18 protein-coding genes and 3 pseudogenes are annotated in these 15,357 nt (G+C 66.0%); 12 read left to right on the top strand and 9 right to left on the bottom strand.

What is annotated here, in order from left to right; all coding sequences use genetic code 11:
* Window positions 1-158: 158 nt before the first annotated feature.
* Window positions 159-1,141: pseudogene (locus AB0L60_RS38720) on the bottom strand (IS30 family transposase).
* Window positions 1,142-1,619: 478 nt separating this feature from the next.
* Between AB0L60_RS38720 and AB0L60_RS38715 the strand changes: the two are divergent.
* On the top strand, window positions 1,620-2,105 hold the full coding sequence (locus AB0L60_RS38715; RefSeq protein ID WP_364624787.1) for a DUF4265 domain-containing protein: 486 nt from the start codon (window positions 1,620-1,622) through the stop codon (window positions 2,103-2,105).
* Window positions 2,106-2,586: 481 nt separating this feature from the next.
* Here AB0L60_RS38715 and AB0L60_RS38710 read toward each other — a convergent pair whose 3' ends face one another.
* Both AB0L60_RS38710 and AB0L60_RS38705 read right to left on the bottom strand, forming a co-directional pair.
* Window positions 2,587-2,754, bottom strand: coding sequence for a hypothetical protein (locus AB0L60_RS38710; protein ID WP_364624785.1), 168 nt, complete (start codon window positions 2,752-2,754; stop codon window positions 2,587-2,589).
* 7 nt (window positions 2,755-2,761) lie between these two features.
* Window positions 2,762-3,280, bottom strand: coding sequence for an RDD family protein (locus tag AB0L60_RS38705; protein WP_364624783.1), 519 nt, complete (start codon window positions 3,278-3,280; stop codon window positions 2,762-2,764).
* 238 nt (window positions 3,281-3,518) lie between these two features.
* Here AB0L60_RS38705 and AB0L60_RS38700 point away from each other — a divergent pair, with 238 nt between their 5' ends.
* Window positions 3,519-3,704, top strand: a complete 186-nt coding sequence (locus tag AB0L60_RS38700; RefSeq protein WP_364624797.1) for a LuxR C-terminal-related transcriptional regulator — start codon at window positions 3,519-3,521, stop codon at window positions 3,702-3,704.
* A 172-nt stretch (window positions 3,705-3,876) separates the two neighbouring features.
* Here the strand turns inward: AB0L60_RS38700 and AB0L60_RS38695 are convergent, their stop codons facing one another.
* On the bottom strand, window positions 3,877-4,014 hold the full coding sequence (locus AB0L60_RS38695; protein WP_364624781.1) for a hypothetical protein: 138 nt from the start codon (window positions 4,012-4,014) through the stop codon (window positions 3,877-3,879).
* Between the two features lie 145 nt (window positions 4,015-4,159).
* Window positions 4,160-5,065 carry a phosphatidylinositol mannoside acyltransferase gene (locus tag AB0L60_RS38690; protein WP_364624779.1) on the bottom strand — a complete coding sequence of 302 codons (906 nt, stop codon included), beginning with the start codon at window positions 5,063-5,065 and terminating at the stop codon, window positions 4,160-4,162.
* Between the two features lie 226 nt (window positions 5,066-5,291).
* Here AB0L60_RS38690 and AB0L60_RS38685 point away from each other — a divergent pair, with 226 nt between their 5' ends.
* The 3 genes from AB0L60_RS38685 to AB0L60_RS38675 all read left to right on the top strand — a co-directional run bounded on the left by AB0L60_RS38685 (window position 5,292) and on the right by AB0L60_RS38675 (window position 8,162).
* Complete coding sequence (locus AB0L60_RS38685; RefSeq protein WP_364624777.1) at window positions 5,292-5,663, top strand: DUF5994 family protein; 372 nt, start codon at window positions 5,292-5,294, stop codon at window positions 5,661-5,663.
* A 272-nt stretch (window positions 5,664-5,935) separates the two neighbouring features.
* Window positions 5,936-6,415, top strand: a complete 480-nt coding sequence (locus tag AB0L60_RS38680) for a DUF5994 family protein (protein WP_364624775.1) — start codon at window positions 5,936-5,938, stop codon at window positions 6,413-6,415.
* Between the two features lie 1,198 nt (window positions 6,416-7,613).
* Window positions 7,614-8,162 carry a hypothetical protein gene (locus AB0L60_RS38675; protein WP_364624773.1) on the top strand — a complete coding sequence of 183 codons (549 nt, stop codon included), beginning with the start codon at window positions 7,614-7,616 and terminating at the stop codon, window positions 8,160-8,162.
* A 75-nt stretch (window positions 8,163-8,237) separates the two neighbouring features.
* On the opposite strand, the gene AB0L60_RS38670 is transcribed toward AB0L60_RS38675, so the two are convergent.
* Window positions 8,238-9,011, bottom strand: coding sequence for a transposase family protein (locus AB0L60_RS38670; protein ID WP_364624771.1), 774 nt, complete (start codon window positions 9,009-9,011; stop codon window positions 8,238-8,240).
* Between the two features lie 329 nt (window positions 9,012-9,340).
* Between AB0L60_RS38670 and AB0L60_RS38665 the strand changes: the two genes are divergently transcribed.
* The 4 genes from AB0L60_RS38665 to AB0L60_RS38650 all read left to right on the top strand — a co-directional run bounded on the left by AB0L60_RS38665 (window position 9,341) and on the right by AB0L60_RS38650 (window position 11,349).
* Window positions 9,341-10,243, top strand: a complete 903-nt coding sequence (locus AB0L60_RS38665) for a hypothetical protein (RefSeq protein ID WP_364624769.1) — start codon at window positions 9,341-9,343, stop codon at window positions 10,241-10,243.
* Window positions 10,244-10,475: 232 nt separating this feature from the next.
* On the top strand, window positions 10,476-10,685 hold the full coding sequence (locus tag AB0L60_RS38660; protein ID WP_364624767.1) for a hypothetical protein: 210 nt from the start codon (window positions 10,476-10,478) through the stop codon (window positions 10,683-10,685).
* Window positions 10,686-10,706: 21 nt separating this feature from the next.
* Window positions 10,707-11,012, top strand: coding sequence for a hypothetical protein (locus AB0L60_RS38655; RefSeq protein ID WP_364624765.1), 306 nt, complete (start codon window positions 10,707-10,709; stop codon window positions 11,010-11,012).
* On the top strand, window positions 11,005-11,349 hold the full coding sequence (locus AB0L60_RS38650) for a hypothetical protein (protein ID WP_364624763.1): 345 nt from the start codon (window positions 11,005-11,007) through the stop codon (window positions 11,347-11,349). Before AB0L60_RS38655 ends, AB0L60_RS38650 begins: the two co-directional genes overlap by 8 nt.
* Before the next feature lie 57 nt (window positions 11,350-11,406).
* On the opposite strand, the pseudogene AB0L60_RS38645 reads toward AB0L60_RS38650, so the two are convergent.
* Window positions 11,407-11,529: pseudogene (locus AB0L60_RS38645) on the bottom strand (ATP-dependent DNA ligase); the annotation flags it as partial.
* A gap of 16 nt (window positions 11,530-11,545) precedes the next feature.
* Here AB0L60_RS38645 and AB0L60_RS38640 point away from each other — a divergent pair.
* Window positions 11,546-11,773, top strand: a complete 228-nt coding sequence (locus AB0L60_RS38640; RefSeq protein ID WP_364624761.1) for a hypothetical protein — start codon at window positions 11,546-11,548, stop codon at window positions 11,771-11,773.
* Between the two features lie 70 nt (window positions 11,774-11,843).
* On the opposite strand, the gene AB0L60_RS38635 is transcribed toward AB0L60_RS38640, so the two are convergent.
* Window positions 11,844-12,071, bottom strand: a complete 228-nt coding sequence (locus AB0L60_RS38635; RefSeq protein ID WP_364624759.1) for a hypothetical protein — start codon at window positions 12,069-12,071, stop codon at window positions 11,844-11,846.
* A 255-nt stretch (window positions 12,072-12,326) separates the two neighbouring features.
* On the opposite strand from AB0L60_RS38635, the gene AB0L60_RS38630 reads away from it, so the two are divergent.
* The gene (locus AB0L60_RS38630) at window positions 12,327-12,935 is read left to right on the top strand and encodes a hypothetical protein (protein WP_364624757.1); all 609 of its coding nucleotides are present in this window, start codon (window positions 12,327-12,329) and stop codon (window positions 12,933-12,935) included.
* Between the two features lie 1,036 nt (window positions 12,936-13,971).
* A pseudogene (locus AB0L60_RS38625) lies at window positions 13,972-14,208 on the top strand (transposase); the annotation flags it as partial.
* Between the two features lie 56 nt (window positions 14,209-14,264).
* Here AB0L60_RS38625 and AB0L60_RS38620 read toward each other — a convergent pair.
* The gene (locus tag AB0L60_RS38620) at window positions 14,265-14,753 is read right to left on the bottom strand and encodes a helix-turn-helix domain-containing protein (protein ID WP_364624755.1); all 489 of its coding nucleotides are present in this window, start codon (window positions 14,751-14,753) and stop codon (window positions 14,265-14,267) included.
* Window positions 14,754-15,357 lie beyond the last annotated feature (604 nt).

The following is a 15,357-nucleotide window of genomic DNA, read 5'->3' as shown; positions in this document are numbered from 1 at the left end:
TTCTGGTCGGGGGTGGAGACCCGGGCGTAGCCGATCAACATATGTCGAAAATTACTCGACGGCAGGGTTTTCCGGCGTTGATTTCCGACACGGCAGTCCGACGCGATTCGGGCGGGTTTCGGTGAGAGTGTCGGGTTTGTCGGCAGACGATGGCGGGCTCAAACGGTCAGTGCGTCACTGCTGTTCAGGTGGTCAGCGTAGACCTCGGCGGGACTGCGGTAGCCGTGGATCTTGCGGGGGCGGTGGTTGAGTTCGTGGGCGATGGTGTCGAGGTCGCTTTGGCTCCAGCGGCGCAGGTCGGCATTCTTCGGCAGGTATTGGCGCAGTAGGCGATTGGTGTTCTCGTTGGTGCCGCGTTGCCACGGGCTTCGAGGTTTGCACAGGTAGATCGGTGTGCCTGTCGCCGCGGTGATGGCCTTGTGGCCGGCGATTTCCCGGCCGCGGTCCCAGGTCAGGGTTCGGCGCATTAGCGCGGGCAGGCTGAGCAGATATTTCGTCAGGTGCGGGGTGACCTGGTGGGCTTCGATGCCCTCAGGAAGCGCTACCAGCGCGGTGAATCGGCTGGTTCGTTCCACGAGGGTGGCGATGGCGGACGGTCGGGAACCCATCACCAGGTCACCCTCCCAGTGGCCGGCGATCTGTCGGTCCTCGACTTCGATCGGGCGTTCGCTGATCGGCACCAGGTCGCTGATGACTCCGCGCCCGCGTCGGGACGGCGCGCTCGTTTCGGATGTCTCATCAGCCGGCCGGTACGGAGTTTGCGTGACAGGGTTCGCTCGATCGCCTTTCGCCGAGGATCGAACAAGGTCAGATAGATCGCCTCATGCGAGACCTGTACCGATTCGTCGTCAGGGAACTGGCGGCGCAGCCAACCAGCGATCTGCTCGGGCGACCAGCAGACCGCAAGCTTGTCCTCGACAAGGACTCTCAGCAGCGGATTGCGGGCCAGCTTGGCAGGTTTCGGACGTCGCGCGCGCTGATAGGCCTGATGATCAGCCATGGCCGCCCGATAGGCAGTTCGTCCGCCGTTGCGCGCTATCTCTCATGCGATAGTCGAGGGCGAACGGCCCAGAGATGCGGCGATCTCCCGGGCAGACCGACCCCGTGCCAGGCCGCGAGATATCTCTTCTCGCTCGGCCATCGTCAAGTATTGGATGCGTCGCCGTGAGGGTGGCCTGCGGACTCCTCCGGTCTGCAAGAGGAACCGCCGGACGTGTTGCAGCGGCATCTCGAGGGATCGAGCTATCGCACTGAACGATTCGCCAGCCCGCCACCGGCGCCACAACTCGTCCTGGCGAGCAGCCGACATTCCGTAGTCCCGCACCCACACCTCCACGCTGACATGATCATCCACGTGGTGATGCAGCGATCCCTTGAACCCACCATCGTTTCCCGACACTGGTCGGCGACTGCGGGGCGAGCGATCAGCGGCATTTCCGGATACTCGCGCTCGACGCCGCCTCCTCGAGCTTCACCAGAATGCAATGAGGCACGGCATTTCGGGCATTTGCGTTCCTGGATGCATGCTCGTCGAGCATCCGGGGCTCGGCAGTAGCGGACGCCCGGGGCGGCTCGGGGGTGGTCTGGGTGCGGCGGGAGTGTGATGACACAATCCCTATGTGTCGGACGACCGGAGTTCCCGCGGCCATACCCACGTCCGGGTGATTGCCGGGATCGGCGCTGCCGACGAACCTGTATACGAGGTACTGCCCGCAAAGCTCCTGGAGCACAATGACTACGAGATTCTCGGCAGCCCCGGTCTGACCTACGATTTTGCCGCCGGAGACCACCTTCGGGTGTTCGACGACGGCGGTTTCGAGGTACTGCGGCGTGGGGGGAATCTTTGCGTGAGGGCCTACCCGAGGGGTGGCCCGCCCTCCGATTCCGAGATCAGCACGCTCACTGCGGGATTCGATCGGCTCGGCGGAGTCGTCGAGATGCCGCCCGACCGCCGATTCATCGTGATCACGGTCCCCGTCACGGCCGGTTTCGCTGCGATCGAAGATGTGATCGACGGGTGGGCGACCGAGCACGACTGCGCATGGGGGTACGGCAACGTCTACGACGAAGACGACAAACCTATCGGCTGGTGGGCCAGTACTTGACCTGCTCCGTTGCGCGGCATTCGGCATTTCAGTGCGTTTGCCTACCTCCTACCGAGCAGCTAGTGCCAGAAGCAAGGCGTTGGCCCTGCTGAAGAGCACTCCGCACATTTACTGAACGCGGCTTCGAAAATCGACAAATCTGCAGCACAGCAACAGCTTCGGCGCGTCCGGAAAACGTGTTGAGAAGTCGGGCTATCCAACAATCCTCGTCGGACTTTTCTCATGCATTCGGCCGCAGGCCGGCACCGTCTCGCGACCTCGACACGCCCAGTCCTCTCACCCTCGACGGTGACGTGCGCGACGTCGTGGGCGGAAGAGTGCTCATCGGCTACGGGCGGGTGTACCAAGATGTCGCGACGGCGGTCCTTGGCCAGCGCGAGGGCCTCTAGAGCTGTTCCGCGCGGGCGAGGTTTCGGCCTCCTCGAAGAAGGGGTCGCCGTAGTATCGGCCGAATTTCGGGCGGATATGGGGTAGCCGCTGGTCAGTGGGTGCAGGAAGCGCCGGGCCCGATGAGGCTGGTCAGTTCGCGCATCGCTTGGGGAGAAGGTTTGAAGTAGCGGCGTAGGTTCTCGGCCTTGCGGTGCCGCGACTTGGCCATCAGTTCGAGCAGGCTCGCGCCGGACTCGCCGAGGTGTGTCAGGGACGTCACCGCTCGGTTATATGTCCGGCGTGGCGCTGACTGTCGTGTGCGTCAGGCGGTCGTAGGGGGTGCGGCCGGTGCCGACGAACAGCGACAGGATCCAGACGATCGGGATCGCATAGGCGAGCGCGAGCAGGGGCCATATCCATCCCGGAATCACGCCCTGGGCAGAGGAACTCGCGAGGGCGTAGACCGCGGCATGTGCGATCAGCCAGGGTGCCCCGAACTTCATCGTGTTCCGTGCGAGCGCGCGAGGATAGGTGACCTGGGTCCCGTCCGAGTCGGTCAGGTGGAGCTTCATGGCCAGCTTGCCGATCGTTGCGGCCTTGTGGCCGGCTTCGAGAGCGGCGAGCACGAGGACGGCGGGGACGACGAGCACCAGCGCGGAGACGGCATTACCCACCGGCTGGGGCATGGCACCGGTGACTCCGGCGAGATAGAGCGGGACGCAGACCGCGGCGATCAGCCCGGCGAAGAGCAAGATGAGCAAGCAGTCGATGAACCAGGCGGCAAGTCGTTTCCAGGGGTGCCGCATAACGCGGTGAGCATATCGAACCGGCGCCACGAACGGTTCATTCGGCCAGGCCGAGAATTTGTGTGCGCCGACGATGCAACCGCACCCGCACCCGGAGACACTGGAACCGTGCGGAACTCACCGGGAAGGCCGTCGCGATCTGGGACCGGGACAGGCCGGGTCGGCTACACCTACCTGCACACCGCCCTCGACGACCATTCACGTCTGGCCTACACCGAAGCCCTCGACGACGAGAAAGCTGCCACTGCGACGGAATGCCCTGATCGACCAGCAGATCGCCGAGCGGCTGTTGTTGACCGGGGCCACCGTCCACGGCTACCTCACGCGGTTGATGCGCAAATTCGGCGTCGACGACCGCGTCCTGCTCGCCGCCCACACCGAGCAGCTCCGCGCGCCCGCCCCGAGCACCCACGGCACGAACTAGTTGATGAACGCGCCGGCCGGATTCGATCTTGGGGTGTAGGTCCGGGGAATTGGCTCGGACGTGGCCTGGCGTTGACCTTCAATGCCCACGGGCGACGGGGAGTCGGCGGCAGGGGCGGTTCCCCGTCCAGTGCGTGCTGGCGGAGTTCGCTTCGCGGCACGAGTCCTGGCGGCTATCGGAGGCCGTGGACGTCGGGCCAGGCTTCGACCGGGTCGCGGCGGGAGAACCAGTGCCCGTCCCATTCGCGCCCCGCATCGCAGGCGGCGTGGAAGTCCTCGTCGTCGGGCAGCTCGGGAAAGTACGCGCTCACCACCGGTCTGTCGCGGTGGAAGCGGCGGGCCCGTTCCACACAGCGTGCGGCTTGCTCGGCCTGATAAGCCCGCTTGAGGATCCGGTGCAGGCAGCGTCCGCGGGATCGGGGACAGGTCTGCGCGCTGATGGACGGTTGGGCCGGATCAGTGGTGCTGATTACTACGCGCCTGCTCGCGGATGAGCTGGTCGGCGGTCCACAGCGGTTGCAGCATGTGCCAGTCGGCGGGGTGCGCGGCGATTGCGGCGGCGAACCGGTCGGCCAGGGTCTGAGTCGTGGGCTGCACGCCGCCGGCAGTGTCGATCGCAGCGCCCACGTGGAATCCCCAGCCGTCGGGGGTGAACCAGCAGTGCACCGGCAGCAGCGGCGCACCGGTGTCGATCGCCAGGCGGGCCGGACCGGCCGGCATGCGGGCCGGTTCGCCGAAAAAAGTGACCGGCACACCCGCGCCGGTCAGGTCGCGGTCAGCGAGCAGCCCGACGATCCGTCCCTGCCGCAGCCGCGCGGTCAGCTGCGCGAACGGCGGTGCGGCGCCGCCGGTGAGCGGGACGATCTCGAATCCCAGGCGCTCACGGAACCGGACGAAGCGCCGGAACAACGATTCCGGTTGCAGCCGCTCGGCGACGACGGTCGGTATGCCGACCCGCTGTACCAGCCACACTCCCGCCAGATCCCAATTGCCGCTGTGCGGCAGCGCCAGCACTGCCCCGCGCCCGCGCTCGACCGCCTCGTGGACGTGTTCGAGCCCGGTGGCCGCGGTTTCGACGATCGCGGCCAGCCACACCGGATCCATCGACGGCAGCCGGAACGCTTCGCACCAGTAGCGGGCGTAGGAGCGCAGGCTCGCGCGCACAATTTCGTCGGGCACCTGCGCCGGGGCGGTGGACAGCACCCGGGCCAGATTTCGGCGAAGCTGAACCGGTCCACCTCCCCGGGCCGCGCGGTCGGCCGCGACCTCGAACGATCGCATCGCCCACCGCTGCGGCAGGGCCCGCACCAGCCGCCAGCCGGCCACGTACCCGAGATCCCACGCGCGGGCGGTCAGGGTCACTGACCAGCACCGGCCCCTGCCGAACACCGGCAGCAGATCGTGGTGGCATCCGGCTGTGCGCCGGGGGCGGTCGGTTCGGCGAGGTCACCGAACAGGCGCGGGCACCGACGATTGTCGCCTTCCATCTCTCGAGTGTCCTCCCCATCTACCATGAACGGCAGCACCGGCGACCACAACACCGCCGACACCGACCATGACGACTGGGTAAGAGCGCAGGTCACTGTGCATGCGTGCACATCGGGTCGGTATGTACCCGGTGGGTAGGATGAGGATGCCGGGGGCTTTTCGTACGAGACCACCCGTGCGTCGCCTGGCGAATGAACAGGAGCCGCCACGCGGCCCCGGTCAGGAGCGTCGTGATGACGCGACAACACGAGCCGATCCTGCTGGACCGCTCTTCTCGCTTTGCCCTCCGCAGCGGCCCGCGCCGCCGTCGTCACGGCGGTTACCGACACCGCGAGCACCCCGCCCGGGGGCGGTGGATGGGGCCTGGTGGCCCTGCACGAGCGACTTGGTCGCCGAACTGTCCGGCCTGGAGGCGCTGCTGGGTCGGCGGGCAGGCAGCATCGACCGAATCATGTACAACATCGACGCCTAGCAGTCGGCCCGGAGGCGGGGGATGATCGGCGGGCGTTCGGTTCGCCTGGATGGATACCGGCATCTGCCCGCCCACACACTCCATCCCTACCGGGCAATGAACTCACCGACGACGAACTCATGGCCCGCCCACACCAGGAGCAGCCTCGATCACACCCAGAACGAGGCCGCGTTGCGCCGCTGGGACGACGAAGGCGGTCACCCCGCGCCGATGGACCTGGCAAACCGACGCGCATCGGCCGCCGGATCCCCGGCCCTTACCGGAGGCCTGATTTGACACACAACCCACCGCAGGACAGAAGGGGTGCCGCCGCCGACCGCGGCCTGGGCCGATTCCAGGCCGGCGCAGACGGTGGGCAACCATTCGACACGCCGACCCGCACACCGCGGCTGCTGCTGCGCGAGCGTGACGAGGAATCCGGCGGCGTAGACGGCGCCTGGTGGCCCAGAACCGACAACCTCACCAGCGAACTGCATGACCTGGTCACCGCCCTCACCCCGAGACTGGGCCCGACCGCCCGGATCAGCTTCGACTGGAATGCGCTGAGCCTGTCCCAACGCCGCATCGACGCTCCCGACGGGATCGAGGTCACCGGACCGCTTCCGGACCAGCCACCCCAGGTGATGGATGTCTTCGGCCCACACGATCGGCACCTTCGATTGCTGGTGATCAACCCCGCCACCACCGCAGACCTCGCCGACGCGCAGATGCGCAAAGCCGTAAGCGCCAGCGCCGACCAGCCGCAATCATGAACCACCCCGGGCAGCGACATCGCCCGGCCACCGCGCCTTGCCGCTGCCCGCCGCTATCTGGATGGCCCGTGAGGTCCACAGGCCCGAGATCCGGCGTTAGGTAGCTACCGCAGATAGTTTCCCGAGAGGGTTCCACCCAGGCGAAGCATCCACCCAGGTCGGCATCCGAGTTACCGCACCTAGTGTGCGGCTACACGCGATAGCGCGCTAACGCCAGATTTCGCAGATTTGGTCGGCCGCTAGAAACATACCGGGTCAGAGCGCTATCCCGTTGGCTACCGCCAGATTTCGCGCAGATGGACCCCACGGGCCTACTCACCGGTCGCCTGTACCGCCGCCCCCGAACAGGTCAGCGGCGCAGTCGTTTCCACACCTTTCACCCGGCCCATGCCCCAGAATTCACGGCACAGTTCTGAACACGTGCCTTTTAGAATTTGCCAACGTAGAACCGTCAAGGAGCCCGGCCGATGAAATCCACCCTGACACATCGAGTCTCGACAATCCTGGCCACCACCCTGGCCACCGCCACCCTCGCCACCGGCACCGCCACCGCGGCACCGCTCACCCTCGGCCCATGAGGGCCAGTGACGAGAAGAGTCACGGTTAGCGGCTGTGGGCGTAGCCGGCAGAACGCGCAGGCGGGCGATGAAGACGTCAATGCTGCCGTAGCGCGCGAGGACCTGCGCGAGCAGCTCATGCGCGGTCGATCCCTTCGGATCGGTCATGTCACCCCATTACGGTTCACCGACCGGCCGGGCCGGTTCCCGCCGGCAGACTGCACGACGATCTCGATCACGCAGCTAATTCCGAGAAATCGGTGACTTTTTGTCGAGTTATCCGATCAGCAGACGGCTCTGCATGGGTGTCCTGGTTGTTCATCGTGGCGTGCGGGATCTGTGCCGGGCCCGCCCCGTTGTCGGGGGGTGTCCGGCATTCCGGCCCTCGAAATGTAGGAATTGTAGAGTTTCGAGTGTGGATTCGGATTTGTTGGTCGTGGAGACCGAGACGTTGCGTGATGACTGGTCCGCGACCTGGAAACATGCGGCTGACGACAAGTTCGTGCAGGTGAATCGGTTCGGCACGGTGCCGACGGCGATGATGTTGTCGCCGGGGAGGTGGCGCGAGGCCCAAGCGGTGAATCCGCGTCTCGCGGTGGCGGATTCGAGTGTGCGCGAGCGGGCTTCGACGGATGCGCGGGGTGAACGTCGCCGAGGACATCGACGATCTCGAGGCCGGGATTCACACGGTGGTGATGTTCCGCGGCGCGCAGCGGGCGGTGTTCGCGCCGTACGAATGGGTGCGGATCGCGTTCCCTGAGCTGGGTCTGACACCCCTGGAAGATCTCGTCGCGGACCTGGCGGCCGCGGCGCACAACGTGGGCCCGCATGTGATGGTGGTGTACCGGAAAACCCGGACACAGCGCGCGCTGCTCGAGGGATTCGCCGGGTCGGCGGATCCATTGTGGGAGGCTGACCGGCGGCTGTCGTCTCTGCGTGGCCCGGTGCCGTCGTGGCGGCGTGCCGGTCTGCGGGCGGTGGTGTACGTGGTCGATGGCCAGGTCGCGCGGGTGCGGGCGCTGGATCCGGCGGCCGCGTGGGAGGATTTGCCGGGCGTGTTCAGTCTGGCGCCGGTGTCGGATCCGTTGTCGCGCAGCGAGATCGACGCGCGGTTCCCGTCGCTGAAGCTGTACCCGGGCGACCAACGCCCGGCGGTGGTGGGTTCCTCGCGCGAGTACGTCGACCTGTAGACCTTTCGCACAGGTTAGCGGCAGTGGAAAGCGCTTGTGCTGCCGCTAATTCGAGCCGGGTGTAGTGAGCCTCTTTCATCCTTGTGCGGACTGAATCTCGAGGTCCTGCAGGACGTGGATGGCCTTGGCCAGGGGACCGGCCTTGTGCGGGCAGCAGCGTAGTTTGTGCAGTACCTTCCAGGTCTTCAGCTGCGCGTTGGCGCGTTCGCCGCGGCCTCGCAGCCGCGCGTGCGCACGGTTGGCGTTCTTCTGCGATGCCGGTTTGCCGCGCCCCTTGTACGGCGTGAGCAACCCACCGACGCCGTGATATCCCTTGTCCGCCAACACGATCAGCCCACAGCGCTCGAGTTCGCGCAGGATCTGCCAGATCCACGCGGCCTTGCTGTCGTGCACGCTGCCAGGCAACGCGCCCGACACCCACACGATATCTCCGTCGGGTGTGGCGATGACCTGGATGTTCATCCCGTGCCTGCGGTGCTTGCCCGAGTAGTAGGGCCGGTCCGCGGCCACCCGGTCGATCGGGATCAGCGTGCTGTCGAGAATCAGGTAGGCGTGTCCGTCGATCCTGGCCTGCCGCAAGGCTGCTCGCAGCGTCGGCGCTTCTGCCGCGAGCAACTCCACGGTCTCGGCGACATAGCGCCACGCGGTGGTCGTCGACACCTCGAATCCTGCCCCGAGGTCGCCGAAAGTCTCACCTTTACGCAGGTGAGCCAGCACGAGCAGGGCCTGGCGGGACGGGTCGAGCTTGCGCCAGGCCGAACCGATCGAGCGGCGGTGCCGGCGGATCAGCCGCGCGACGAAGTGGAGGGTCCGGCGTGACAACGACAGCGCGGAACGGTAGAACAACACAGAAGCCCCTGGTCGGACGGTGATCTCAGCAATCCCGATCTACCAGGGGCTTCACCTATCGATCACCCGACACGCCGCACCAAACAGCAACTGCCACAACGCCATCCACCAGGGATGAAAATGGCTCAGTGATACATCCACCCGAAATCCAGCGCCAATGCCGCCACCGCAGATAAGTGGCTCGCTATCTGCGGAAGCGCAGAGTGCGACCCGGATGCCCCTTCGTATCGGCCACCTGCGTGTTCGGGGAACTGTGCGATGGCCCCGTGGTTCGTCGGGACCCGGACAATTCACAACGGTGGCCGATAGCGGGGGAATAAGCTGGGAGAATGCTGACCGACTGGACGTTGATCGGGAATGATCCGCGCACCATTCAGCTGGCCAGTGCGCATCTGACATGCTTTCAGTTGCGCGATGACGGGTCGATTTGGTTTCTTGAGGGCGGCCCACCCTTCGACTGGATCAATGTGATCGTCCTCGAGCACCCGGTCCGGATCTTCGGGATGCCTAACGACCTGTGTCGGCTCGACGATGACGGCACTCTACTGCGCAAGCCCTTTCTGTTCAGTGGATCCGACGGGGGTGGTTTTTGGGAGCAGATCGACGAGAATCCGGCGACCGTCGACCTCACCGGCATCGGCGGGAACGGAGAAGGCGATACCGCACCGGTGCTGTTCCAGCGCCACGCCGATGGCAGCGTCTACAGCTACGACGGAGCGAACTGGGGGGTCCTCGACCAGAATCCGACCACCGTCAAGATCGTCCAGGATGACCTGGGAGTGATCCAATTACGCCGCGACGGAACGATTCTCCGCCACCATGACCTCCTCGACGGGTGGGTGGTCATCGACGCGAACCCCGCCACCATCGATATCGCCGCCAGCTTCACGTCCCTGTACCAAATGCGGTCGGGCGGTACCATCCTGCGCGCCACCGGCGGCCCCATCATCAGCGATGTCCCCATCACGGGGTGGGAAGTTATCGACGACGACCCCGGCACCACGTCATCGAGACCAACGAAACCAGCCAGAGGCTGTTCAAGATGCGCGCCGACAAGACGGTCCACCTGTTCACCGGCACGCCCATGCAGTCGCGCGCCGCCGAACCCGATCTGCCCTGGGCCGGGCCGTTCGTCACCGCGGCCACATGCTGCCCCGCTCGTACTGCCGCTGTTCGTCTATGCGGCTGGGGCGAGGATCGGGGAGCAGCGTTTCGTCGACCCAATCCGATGAACCCGTCGGCTACTTCGAGGATCCGATCCACGCCTATGCCGTCAGGTGTGCGAGAGAAGCCATCAGAAACCGTGAGGTCGGCGAGAATCACCCATTGCCGCAACCGCTCCACGGGCACATCGCCCTCCGCGACAGCGCGCTGGCGAGCATTCCCAGCGATTTCGTGTACCCGCTCCCGATGCGCCGCGCTTTCGAACCGCATCGTCACTCCGATGTCGGCGAGCGCTGAGCCATGTCGCCACTGCTCGGCGAGGTCGTCGAGCCAGGCTTCCACTTGACCGACGAGGCCGACTTCTTCGACCAGATACGCCACCCACACATCGAGGGCATCGTCGACCGCCCAGAATCCCCGGCCGTCGATCTCGACGAACTTGGTTCGGCTCATTCGGCATCGAATGACGTAATGCCGGTCCTCGCGCTGATTCTGGCGGCTCCCGGGTAGTCCATGGGGTAGTCTCGCAGGGTGGCGATTGTGTGGTTCTGGGCTCTTGCGGCGATGATGGAACGGTACGACGTCAACCCGGACGACGTGTTCGACCTTGTCAATGCCTGGGTGACCGCGACACGACCCGTATGGTTTCGGACCGCTACTGACCCTGCCACCGGGCTGACAACGTTTGTGCTATGGGGCCATCCCGACAACACCAACAAACCGATCGCGGTCTACGCCCGCCGCAAGGGCCGCGACACCGAGGTATACGCGGCCCGCTACCTTGACGCAGACCAGATCGCCGAGTTCGAGAAATGGGAGGCGACCCGCAATGACTGACCCCATGGACAACATGACCCCCGCCGACGTGGCGGCCATGATCGACCGCCTCGAATTCACCGATGCCCCGGTCACCGAAGCTGATCTCGGCATCGACGTCGGCGCCACAGCGAAACCCGTCTGGGTGCCGCGATCGGTCAAGATGCCCTACGACCTCGACGTGGCGTGCAAGGCGCGCGCCAAGCAACTCGGCCTGGAGCAGTCGAGCTACATTCGGTCACTGATCGAGCGCGATATCGCGGCCGCGGGAACCGGGGGGGAGCGACCCGCCTGGGTGCAGGAGATCCTCGCCGTCATCGCCCACCACGAACACGACGAGCACCGCAAGGCATCCTGACCGCTACGCCTGGGATCGTGTTCGGTAAGCCCCGCCCGGTGCGGACAGACAGCCTGGTCAGGACGGCATCCGGACCTCGCGCACGTCGACGTCCGTGCGCAATCCGCGCCAACTGGGATGTCGCAGCGAGCCGTGGAACTCGCGATATCCGACGGAGCCGACCAGGGCCGGGGTCGCCCAGTTCGATGAGCGCGGCTTGGCGCACGGCTACATCGATGAGCTCGAGCCGCTACGTCCCGACACTGTCGCCGATATTGCCACCGCCCACCTGCTGGCCCCGCCCGTACCGGGCGGGGGCCCCGATCTCGACACCGGCTGGCACGAGCGTGGGATCGCAGCCCGTTGGCGGATGAAAGCTGTCAGCGACGAGCTCGATGACCTGCTCGACCGCGTCGACGCCATCGCTGCTCGCTACGGCGTCTGACGGCTGGTGTTGTGCGGGCTTCAGCGTTCCCTGCGGCGGTCGGGAAGTTCCCTGAGGTGGTCGGGCCCGATCACGGTGGGGTTTTCCAAGGCGTAGATGCGGCGTTCCAGCACCGCGAAGGCCTCCTGGCGAGCCTGTCCAGCGCCTCGCGGCGGCCACCAGTGGGAACGGCGAGCCGCGCCTGGTCGAGCAGGGCACGTTCCTTGCGCAGCTCGTCGCGCTGCACGGCCAACGTCTCGTGGTCGAGGTGTTTCACCCTGTCGGTGAGAGCTGCGAATTCTTCTTCCAGGCTTCGCATTTCGCGTATCCCTCCCTGTTCGGGCACGACCCCGTCGAGGGTAGGACTTCAGAACCTGTACCGCGCGAGGACCTCACCGCAAGTCAAGTGAGCTGTAATCAGCGTAAGGCGTTTTGCGTCAAGCGGTTCGGGGCGGGCGTCAGCTGCGTAGGCAGATCTACTCGGTCCGGCGAGTAGACGGGCTCCTCCGCGCACGATCAGGCCCGCGGCAGGATCGAACAGGTCAGTTGTTGTGGGCAATGGGAGGTCCCGGTCATGAAGCGGTTGGTGCTGGTCATCAGTCAGGTGGCGGTCGTGCTCGTCGCGTTGGGGGTACGGTTTGCCGCCCCTGGATGGTGGCTCGCCATCGTCGTCATGAGCTTCGGTATCGTGGCGGCTGTCGTGCTGGCACCGATGCTGGTCGCGGGAACTATCGCTATCTCGTTCGCGCCGTCGCTGCGCCTGCGCACCCTCGCTGCGCTGGCTGTCGCGGATCTCGCGCTGCTGGTGTTCACGCTGGCTCTGCCGGATTTCACGGATCAGTACGATGACCACCTGGTGCCTCTGGCTGCGCTGGCGACCGGAGACGGAAACGTGTCTGCTGGCGCGGCAACCGTTTTCGAATCTATTGCCGGATGGTCGGTGCTGGTCTATCTGGTCGCGAGCATCGCCGTGCTGGTCCTCGCCGCACTCGACCACAGCCGACCACGAGCCGTCCGTTCCAATCAGCGGATCGAGGAGCCGAACTGGCCCGATCCGTACCGACCGGCCGATGCCGTAGCGGCGATCGCTGTGACTGACTCGGGGTCGGCTTCCCGCGCTGACGGACCGACACGCGCGGGGCAGGCAAAGATCAAGTGGCCCTGGCGATCCGATACCGACTGAACGTACTGAACTGCCGTTGCGACATGAGGTCGCACGATGCGAGTGAACTCGCAGGAAGGAGGGGCCGAATCTGATTTCGGCTGCGTGAGTTTCGGGTGCGTGCTCGACACCCGGCCCCGCTTCCAGCACCAGACGATGTTTCGCGGCCACGGCCCGGTCACCCCGATATGAGGCCGCAGCGAGGCGTCGGCGGACAGCGGCCACGTGGCCCCGGATTGCGGTGCGTGTGGAAACGGCAGGCCGTTGCAGTGTCGCCGACGCGCCCGCGAAGCTCACGGTGAAGCTGGGGCTGCCCCGCGGCCGATCCGGTTTCGCAGTCGCTCCCAGAGCGTGCGGCGCCGGGAACCGTCCTGATGGCCGGCTTCCTGGGGCGGTTGTGGGGGTGTCTCGCGGGAGATGAACTCGTCGTGTGAAAACTGCGGCGGCCCAAGCACTGGGGGAGTGGTTCGGGTGTGAATGGCTTTGAGGTGCGCGTGGACGCCGGCGAGGATCGTGACGTCGGACTGGTTGTAGGCGATCAGTCGGTCGCGTCGTCGCTGAAACTGCTCCGAGGTCGTAGAGCGGCGACACTGCCTGCTCGGCGGTGCGGCGGCGTGTGCTCTCGGTGTCTGCCCACCGCACATGACAGGTCAGAGCTCGGTCTTTGCGGCGGATCTGGAACTCGATGTCGCCATGGCTGACCTCGGGTGGCAGCCCGTCGACGATGGAGCGGCCGGCAATGTGGACGCGCAGCCCGATCGCGGTCATGCGCGCTTCGAGGTGGGCGCGGTTCTCGGCGGCGGTGATGAGCTCGAGAGTGACCGGCCGGGACCAGAATCGTTCTGCGGCGCGAGCGATTTTGTTGCGGCTCACGCCGTGGGCGTGGCTTTCGAGCATGGCCCGGTAGACGGCGTCGTCCGCGTCGTCCTTTCGGTTGAAGGCACCTTCGAGGCTGGCGTCGGCGTACAGGCCCAGCAACAGGCTGCCCCATGTTCCGGGTCGGGGTGCGTCGTCGCTCTCATCGACCGCGGTTACCAGACCCGCGCGCGGTGTCCAGGTCACCAGCGTGGTGGCGACCTGTTATCTGCTCGGTGTCTCGACCCGCCGGATGGAGAAATTGGTCGAATCCTTAGGCATCACAACACTTTCCAAGTCCCAGGTCTCGATCATGGCCCGCGAGCTCGACGCCCAGGTCGAGGCGTTCCGAACCCGCCCACTCGACCAAGGTCCCTACACGTTCGTCGCCGCTGACGCGTCGGGGTCGGCGGAGCGCGACGGCGGCATGAGCGGCGTCCGCACAACTTGCGGGCGCGTGCCCAGCCGATGAACCCGGCAACGGCGCCGACCTCGTTACCGTGCGTGGATCGTGTAGACGCAGCGGTAGATCGTCTCGTGGCTGATGCGCATCCCGGGGTCGTCGGGATGGTCCAACCGCAACCGCCCGGCGATCTGTTCGGGTGACCACTGCTGCTCCAGCAGCTCGACAACACGCTGCCGCAATCGCGAATTACGTTCCAACAGAAGCTGTTTCGGCCTGCATCGCTGCTCGACAGCGCGTGTCTGCGCGTTCACGGCCCGATAAGCATCGCGACCGCCATTGCGTGCGACCTCTCGGCTCACTGTCGAGGGCGAGCGCCTCAGTTGCTCGGCTATCGCCCGAAACGACAGACCCGCGCAGCCGTGGGTGTGAGCGATGACCGGCAGGTGGTGACGGTGCGCGGTGTCGATCGGTTCGGTCGGACTACCCGCCGCCGCCGTAATCGCACCGCCTCGGCACGGCACACTGTCGTGCGTGCCGCGGTGAAATCGGCGTTCCGTGGAACGCGCGGCCCGCCGCATCGTTGTAGAGTTCGCTGGTCATACCGGGGTGGCGGCCGTCCTCGCGTTCGGAGCCCATGCCCATACTGTGCTGACCTACCTCGCCGAGCACGCAACAGATAGCGGATCTGCTGAGTCGCATGCCACCGGGAGCCGGCGCGGCTGGGATGCAAGTGCGACGGCCTGGGGAGATCGGCAAGACACCTCGGTCGCGCATTGGGCTGCGACCCGCGCCCACGGACCGTTCCACTCCGCGCAGTGGCAGTACGACCTCGACCTGACGGGGCGACGTGTTGCCGTGATCGGATCGGCCGCGAGCGCAAAACGCCTACCTCACCCGGACGGCGGGAGCCTTTGCGGTCCGGATAGGCGGAGATCGCGCCGACGAGGTACTGGCCGCCGCGACCGGTCACCCATTCGGAGAACTGATCTCGCGATTGTGAAACATCGCCCCACCACGGCGGGGGTGGTCAGCTGTTGAGGAAGGCGAGCAGATCGGTTTCCAGCGTGGTGCGGTAGGCCCCGCGAATGCCGGCCTGCATGGGGCTGGCTCAGATCCCAGCAGAACTGTGACTGGTCGGCATTCAACGCTGCACGCAAATCGTCGAACGCCGATTTCGGCGTG

The organism is Nocardia sp. NPDC051981 (assembly GCF_040680715.1).
Taxonomy (GTDB): domain Bacteria; phylum Actinomycetota; class Actinomycetes; order Mycobacteriales; family Mycobacteriaceae; genus Nocardia.
Note: the sequence above shows the minus strand (reverse complement) of the source record. Positions and strands in the feature narration are given on the sequence as shown.

What these genes read in the sequence shown, in the direction of transcription:
- AB0L60_RS38660 (WP_364624767.1), top strand. Translation starts at nt 10,476, where the DNA reads ATGTCGCCACTGCTCGGCGAGGTCGTCGAGCCAGGCTTCCACTTGACC.
- AB0L60_RS38685 (WP_364624777.1), top strand. Translation starts at nt 5,292, where the DNA reads ATGCGTGCACATCGGGTCGGTATGTACCCGGTGGGTAGGATGAGGATG.
- AB0L60_RS38620 (WP_364624755.1), bottom strand. Translation starts at nt 14,753, where the DNA reads ATGCGGCGGGCCGCGCGTTCCACGGAACGCCGATTTCACCGCGGCACG.
- AB0L60_RS38705 (WP_364624783.1), bottom strand. Translation starts at nt 3,280, where the DNA reads ATGCGGCACCCCTGGAAACGACTTGCCGCCTGGTTCATCGACTGCTTG.
- AB0L60_RS38650 (WP_364624763.1), top strand. Translation starts at nt 11,005, where the DNA reads ATGACTGACCCCATGGACAACATGACCCCCGCCGACGTGGCGGCCATG.
- AB0L60_RS38635 (WP_364624759.1), bottom strand. Translation starts at nt 12,071, where the DNA reads ATGCGAAGCCTGGAAGAAGAATTCGCAGCTCTCACCGACAGGGTGAAA.
- AB0L60_RS38630 (WP_364624757.1), top strand. Translation starts at nt 12,327, where the DNA reads ATGAAGCGGTTGGTGCTGGTCATCAGTCAGGTGGCGGTCGTGCTCGTC.
- AB0L60_RS38665 (WP_364624769.1), top strand. Translation starts at nt 9,341, where the DNA reads ATGCTGACCGACTGGACGTTGATCGGGAATGATCCGCGCACCATTCAG.